Source organism: Apilactobacillus apinorum (assembly GCF_001281175.1).
Classification (GTDB): domain Bacteria; phylum Bacillota; class Bacilli; order Lactobacillales; family Lactobacillaceae; genus Apilactobacillus; species Apilactobacillus apinorum.
Map to the genome: position 1 here is coordinate 556673 of NZ_KQ440396.1, position 7239 is coordinate 563911.

A 7239-nucleotide genomic window follows, 5' to 3' on the forward strand; every position below is an offset into this window, starting at 1 on the left:
CTTCTTAGTTATTTTTGTAAATCCTAAGCCATTATAATAATCTTTAATGGCAGCTAATTTTATTTCTCTGCTAAACATAAAAGAACCCCTTGAGTTAGATTTCTCCAACTCAAGGGGTTCAGTTCACCCTAATAATTAGGACTTTTTTTGTTTGTTTAATTTATATTGTTCAGTAATCACTAGTGAAGTAATTGGAATCGTGATAATAACTCCAATTAATGAAAATAAGATAATGATAAATTCGGCATCAAAGACCTTATCATTTAAAATCGATCCAAACGAGTAACCTAAACCATAAAACCATACGAATAAGGATAATGAACCACCAAATAGACCAAAGAACAGAGTATTTAATGTTGTTCCAATAATTTGTTTACCAACTAACACTCCATCAAAGAATAAACGGTCTGGCTTAATTTCTGGATGTTGTTCTTTAATTTCATCTAGTCCTGAAGCAATTGCCATGGTGGCTTCAGCAATCGCACCGAGTGTACTTAAGATAGCCGTGGAAATAGCTACATCTAAAAAGCTAATTCCGATTGGTAATGATAGACCTTCTAAATCATCACTATCTTCTAGTCCAAACCCTTGAACTTGCGCCCAATGTTCTACTGGAATAATTAAAACGACTAATCCTAGTAACACCAAAACAGATGCAATGAAAGCTAGTCGACTAGTTTCATCATCAGTTCCACTAAGAAAAATGGTTAGTGCTAATAAAATAACTCCCGAAATCACAGTGACAATAATAGGCGGAAAATGAAAGGCCATTAAGACGATTGCAAAAAATAAGAAACAAAAATTAAAAATTAATCCGATAAATGATTGAAATCCCTGTTTACCACCAACTAGAACCATCAGAACGAATAAAACTAATCCTAAGACAATAATTGCACTCATTATTTAGACCTTCTTTCTGCGAATAAACTAGTCAATCCACTAGCAACTGGAACAGCTAACACAATTCCAATTCCACTGATTAGACTTTGTACCATCCCTAATGACATGTTCATTGAAAATGAGTATCCCCAACTGTTCCCGTTCTTAAGGAATAATAGCGTCATTGATAATGTTTCCCCCATAAAAATAAAGAATAAAACGTTAATTAGCGGTCCCATAATCGATTTTCCGATATTTCGACCGGATAAAAATAATTGACGGCGGGAAATTTCTGGACGTTCCATTTTTAATGCGAATAATGAAGAAATAATATCTGTAGATTCGTCCATCACCGCTCCCAATGATCCAATAATGGTTTCAGCTAAGAATAGTGGTCGTGGTGGTTGCGTTACGTATTGCATTGATTCGTAAAAAATTCCTTTTTCATGCGTAAAATGAAAGACAATTAGACTAATAATAATTGATAAAAATGTACAGCCAATCGTCGACCCTAATGTGACAAACATTTGGCGATTCCAACCAATTACCAACCAAAGTGTAATTGCTGAGAACAGTACCGCTAAAATAGAGAAAATCCATAAAACGTTTGATCCATTATTAAAGCTATCGAAATATAGTGCAACGAAGAATAAAATCGTATTAATGATGATACTTCCAATTGCAGTAATTCCAGCTGCCTTTAAGAAAATAAACATTAAAGCAACTGCTAAATAAACCAAAAAGACGACTGCAGTATCACGTTTAGAATCCTTAATTGTGGCGCTTAACTTGCCATCTTCCTTATGAATGACAACAAAGGCCTTTTGACCAACCGTATATTTTTTATCCATCGCCTTGGAATCTGTATATGTATTATTGAAGGTGATTTGGCGATTTTTATACTTCCCATTGGTAACTTTACCGGTGATTTGTTGAACATAGCTATGATCAACATTTTGGAAACTATCTACTTCCTTACTAGCACTCACTGCTTTAACCTTTTGTACTTGTAAAATTGGTTGTTGATACAAAAAGTCATCGTGAGAAACAAAAAACATCAAAGATGCCCCAATCACCAAAAAGATTGCGACTAATTTTAGTGGAAATTTCTTCCATAATTTTGTCAAAATAATTCCTTCTTAATTTATAAAATTTGATAAAAAATCCATATTGAAGTAATTTTACCACACAATTATTAAATTTTTCTTAAATCGCTATATCGGGCATGCTTATGCGATTAAAGCCGGCAAATCGGCATTTTGCCGATGTAACTTATTTGACACATAACATTTTTCTTTGTAATAATAGTATCTATGCTTTATAAATACTACAATTTCAAGGAGGAAGATCATGACCAAAAAAGTTGAAGTTAAACATCTAACCAAGATTTTCGGTCGTCATGTTGGTCGTGCTAAAGAAATGATCAACGAAGGAAAATCCAAAGATGAAATTTTAGCTAAAACTAACAGCGTTGTTGGAGTTCATGACGCCAATTTCGATGTTAACGAAAATGAAATCTTTGTTATCATGGGACTTTCCGGAAGTGGTAAGTCAACTTTAATTAGAATGCTTAACCGTTTATACGAACCCACTGATGGTGAAATTCTACTAGACGGGGAAAGTATTACTAAGTACGATAAGAAAGAATTGCGTGATTTCAGACGTAAAAAGATGAGCATGGTATTTCAAAACTTTGCTCTATTCCCTAACAGAACCATTATTGAAAACACCGCTTACGGTTTAGAAATCCAAGGTGTTGATAAAGAAACTAGACATAAGAAAGCTCATGAATGTCTAGAACTAGTTGGCCTACACGGCTACGATGATAGATATCCTAACGAATTATCTGGAGGACAACAACAACGTGTTGGATTAGCTCGTGGATTAGCTAATGACCCAGAAATTCTATTGATGGATGAAGCATTCTCCGCATTAGATCCACTTAACAGAAAAGAAATGCAAGACGAATTGCTTGATCTACAAGCTCACCTAAAGAAGACTATCATCTTTATCTCACATGATTTAAATGAATCACTACGTATTGGTGACCGTATCATGATTATGCGTGATGGTGAAATCGTTCAAATCGGTTCACCTGAAGACATCTTACAACATCCTAAGAATGAATATGTTGAAAGATTTATCGAAGGTGTTGATAGAACTAAGATCCTTACTGCTAGTCGCGTAATGATCAGACCTGATGTTATCAACATTGAAAAGGATGGTCCAAGAACTGCCCTTAGATTAATGAAAGATAACCACAACTCAAGTGTCTACGTTGTTGATTCAAAACACCGTTTCAAGGGATTAATTGATGCCAAGGACGTTATCAACCAAATTGAAAACGACCAACGCGATTTAGAGTCAATCCTAAAGACCGATGTGCCAACAACATCACCTGACACACCAATTAAGTCACTATTAAATGACATTTCCAAGACTTCAGTACCATTTGCGGTATTGGACGAAGAAAGTCGACTACTAGGAATTATCATTAGAAGTTCCGTACTAGGCGCAATTTCTGGAAACGAGGTGCAACATAATGACTAGTCTATTTGCTCTAACAATGCAACCAATCCCTTTTGCTGATTGGATTAATAAATTTGTTAACTGGTTAACTCAATTCGTTGGTTTCTTTAATGGTATCACTGATTTTATCGGTGCCATCGTTACCTCATTCCAATGGGTATTTGATTTATTACCAGTTTGGTTATTCATTGTCTTAGTTCTAGGTATTACCTACTGGGCACTACACGACGCTAAGCATTGGGGATTAATGGTCTTCGAATTAATCGGATTGTTATTAATCTACAATCAAGGTTACTGGCGTGACATGACTCAAACATTAACACTAGTTTTAACTTCTAGTTTAATTATTGTTGTTATCGGTATTCCTCTAGGAATTTGGATGGCAAAGAGCCACACTGTAAAAGTTATCGTTAAACCAATCCTAGACTTTATGCAAACTATGCCTGCATTCGTTTACCTAATTCCAGCCGTAGCATTATTTGGAATTGGAATGGTTCCAGGGGTAATTGCTTCAGTTATCTTCTCACTACCTCCAGTAGTTAGAATGACTAACCTGGGAATTGAACAAGTTCCAACTGATTTAATCGAAGCTGCTGACTCATTTGGTTCAACTGGTTGGCAAAAACTAATCAAAGTTGAATTACCTATTGCTAAAAACACATTAATGTCTGGTGTAAACCAAGGTATGATGTTAGCACTATCAATGGTTGTTATCGCTTCAATGATTGGTGCCGTTGGTTTAGGTTCAGAAGTTTACTTCGCAGTTGGTAGAAATAATGCTGGTTCAGGATTTACAGCTGGATTTGCGATCGTAATTCTTGCAATCATCCTAGACCGCGTTACCCAAGCATTTAACAAAAACAAAGAACACTAATTAGGAGGACTAAGATGAGAAAGAAAGTTAGATATGTTCTTGCAACATTAACGATGTTTCTTCTTGCGACAGTTTTAACTGCTTGTAGTAGTTTAACTTCACCTTACAATCCTCATAAGAAGTTAGGTCCTCAAATTAACTACACAATTACGGGGATCGATGCTGGTGCCGGAATCATGGCATCAACTCAAAACGCGCTAAAGGAATATCCATTAGCACAAAACAAATGGCAACTACAAACTAGTTCAACTGCCGCAATGACTTCGACTCTTGCAAAAGCAATTAAATTCAAACAACCTATCGTGGTAACTGGTTGGCAACCACACTGGATGTTCAAAAAGTTCCCACTTAAGTTCTTAAAGGACCCTAAGAATGTTTACGGTTCTTCTGAAGAAATTCACACTATTGCTCGAAAAGGTTTAGCAAAAGACAATCCTGGAGCCTACAAGATTTTGAAACAATTCAAGTGGAATCCAGCTGAAATGTCTGATGTAATGCTTCAAACCAATGCAGGTGTTGATCCTAAGGTCGCAGCTGATAACTTTATTAAGAAAAATCCTAAGTTATACGCTGAATGGACTAAAGGTGCACCTCGAGGCAACGGTAAACCAGTTAAGTTAACTTACGTTGCATGGGACTCAGAAATTGCTTCAACTAACGTTATGGCTGAAGTATTAAACAAGATGGGTTACAAGGCAACTATTCAAGCTCTTGAAATGCAACCAATGTGGGCATCAATTGCTACCAACGCTGCTGATGCTTCCCTATCAGCTTGGTTACCTAACACTGCTGGTCTATATATGAAACAATATAAAGACAAGATTGAAGACGTCGGACCAAACTTATATGGTGCTAAAGTTGGATTAGCTGTTCCTAAATATATGAAGAACATTAATACAATTGAAGACTTAGTTAACAAATAAATAAAAAGACCTACTCATATATCTTGTGATTAGGTCTTTTTTATATTATGATAAATGATATATTCATTAGAAATTGAGGTGTTTTTTATGAGAAAAGATAATATTGATGAATCATTAATCAAAGATGATTTATATCAAGCCGTTAACGGAGAATGGATTAAGAATGCTACCATTCCTGGGGATCACTCATCAACTGGTGGTTTCATGGACTTAGTTGATAACATTGATAAAACATTAATGAGTGATTTCGATGATTTATTAAAAGGCACCATGACTCCAGCAAATGATGATATGGCTGAATTTAAGAAGTTATATGATTTAGCAACTGACTTTGCAAAACGTGATGCTGATGGCGCAGAACCATTAAAGAAAGACCTACAACGAATTGAAGACGTTAAATCATTTGATGATTTAAATGCTCAATTAGCTGATTGGACTATTTCTGGTTTACCACTTCCTTTTGGTTTTGGTGTGGAAGCAGACATGAAAAATGCTAAATTTAACGCTTTATACGCAAGTAGCCCAAGTACGTTCTTACCTGATAAGACATACTATGACAAGCAAAATCCTGCTGGCGCTAAGTTAATGCCAATCTTCCGTGATATGGTTCAACAATTATTAACAATGGTTGGTTATGAAGAAGATCAAGCAAAGAACATTGTTGATTCTGCAGAAGAATTCGACCGTTCAATCGCCCCACATGTAAACTCAGCAGAGGAAAATGCTGACTTTACTAAGATGTACAACCCTAAAACATATGCTGAACTAGCAGCTAAAATTGATAAATTTGACTTAGTTAGCTACATAAATGAATTAGTGGGGACTACTCCTGATCAAGTAATTGTGACTGAACCAAAATTCTTCGATGCGTTCAATGATATTGTAAACGATGATACTTTCGCTAAGATGAAAAACTGGATAATTGTACGTACTGTTAAAGGTTCTGCTGGTTTATTATCAGAAGAATTCAGACAAGTTGGTGGGATTTTCTCTCGTGCCCTTTCGGGTAAGAAAGAAGCCACTAAACCAGAAAAAGCTGCTTACTACTTAGCTGCTGGCTTATTCGACCAAGTTGTCGGTGACTACTATGGTCGCAAGTACTTCGGTGAAAAAGCTAAGCAAGATGTTCATGACATGGTTGTTAAAATGATTAACGTTTATGAAAAACGTATTCAAAGCAACGACTGGTTAGGTGATGATACCAAGAAGATGGCCATCACTAAGTTAAACTCTTTAGCAATTCATGTTGGTTACCCTGATGAAATCAACCCACTTTACCATCAATTCAAAGTTGTTGGTAAAGAAGATGGTGGTAACCTATATTCCAACGTTGAAGCTATCGATAGAGTTGTTACTAAGCATAACTTCGGTAAGTGGAACAAGCCAGTTGATAAGAGCATCTGGGATATGTCAGCTAATACAGTGAACGCTTATTACTCACCATTAGAAAACGTGATTGTCTTCCCTGCAGCTATTTTACAAGCACCTTTCTACAGCTTAGAACAATCATCAAGTCAAAACTTTGGTGGTATTGGTGCTGTTATCGCGCATGAAATTTCACATGCTTTTGATAATAATGGTAGTCAATTTGACCAAGATGGTAACTTAAACAATTGGTGGAGCGATGAAGACCACAAACACTTTGATCAATTAGCACAAAACATGATTAAAGAATTCGATGGTTTAGAATTTGCTGGCCAAAAAGTAAATGGTAAATTAACCGTTTCAGAAAACATTGCTGATGCTGGTGGATTAAGTTGTGCTCTAGAAGCTGCCAAAGGAGAAGATGACGTTAACCTAGCAGACTTTTTTGTTAACTGGGCAACTATTTGGCGTACTAAAGCAACTGAAGAATACCAACAATTATTATTATCAATTGACGTGCATGCTCCTGCAGAATTAAGAGCTCAAGTTCAAGTTAAGAACTTAGAAGATTTCTATAAGACCTTCGATGTTAAAGAAGGCGACGGTATGTTTATGCCAAAAGAAGATCGCGTTAACATTTGGTAATAAAAAAGACCTGACAAAAATGTC

At 35.9% G+C, this 7239-nt stretch carries 6 protein-coding genes; 4 read left to right on the forward strand and 2 right to left on the reverse strand.

All coding sequences use genetic code 11. The features are described 5' to 3' along the window. Positions 1-135: 135 nt before the first annotated feature. A complete protein-coding gene (locus RZ74_RS05585; protein WP_053950423.1) occupies positions 136-900 on the reverse strand; it encodes a YibE/F family protein in 765 nt (254 codons plus the stop codon). Beyond that, a complete protein-coding gene (locus tag RZ74_RS05590) occupies positions 900-2009 on the reverse strand; it encodes a YibE/F family protein (RefSeq protein ID WP_053950424.1) in 1110 nt (369 codons plus the stop codon). Before RZ74_RS05590 ends, RZ74_RS05585 begins: the two co-directional genes overlap by 1 nt. Positions 2010-2229: 220 nt before the next feature. Between RZ74_RS05590 and RZ74_RS05595 the strand changes: the two genes are divergently transcribed. From RZ74_RS05595 to RZ74_RS05610, 4 genes are all read left to right on the forward strand, one after another. Then, a complete protein-coding gene (locus tag RZ74_RS05595; protein ID WP_053950425.1) occupies positions 2230-3429 on the forward strand; it encodes a quaternary amine ABC transporter ATP-binding protein in 1200 nt (399 codons plus the stop codon). Beyond that, positions 3422-4282, forward strand: coding sequence for an ABC transporter permease (locus RZ74_RS05600; protein WP_053950426.1), 861 nt, complete (start codon positions 3422-3424; stop codon positions 4280-4282). The genes RZ74_RS05595 and RZ74_RS05600 overlap by 8 nt, the downstream gene beginning before the upstream one ends. Before the next feature lie 14 nt (positions 4283-4296). Beyond that, a complete protein-coding gene (locus tag RZ74_RS05605; RefSeq protein ID WP_053950427.1) occupies positions 4297-5205 on the forward strand; it encodes a glycine betaine ABC transporter substrate-binding protein in 909 nt (302 codons plus the stop codon). A gap of 87 nt (positions 5206-5292) precedes the next feature. After that, complete coding sequence (locus RZ74_RS05610; protein WP_083437183.1) at positions 5293-7215, forward strand: M13 family metallopeptidase; 1923 nt, start codon at positions 5293-5295, stop codon at positions 7213-7215. Positions 7216-7239: the final 24 nt, after the last annotated feature.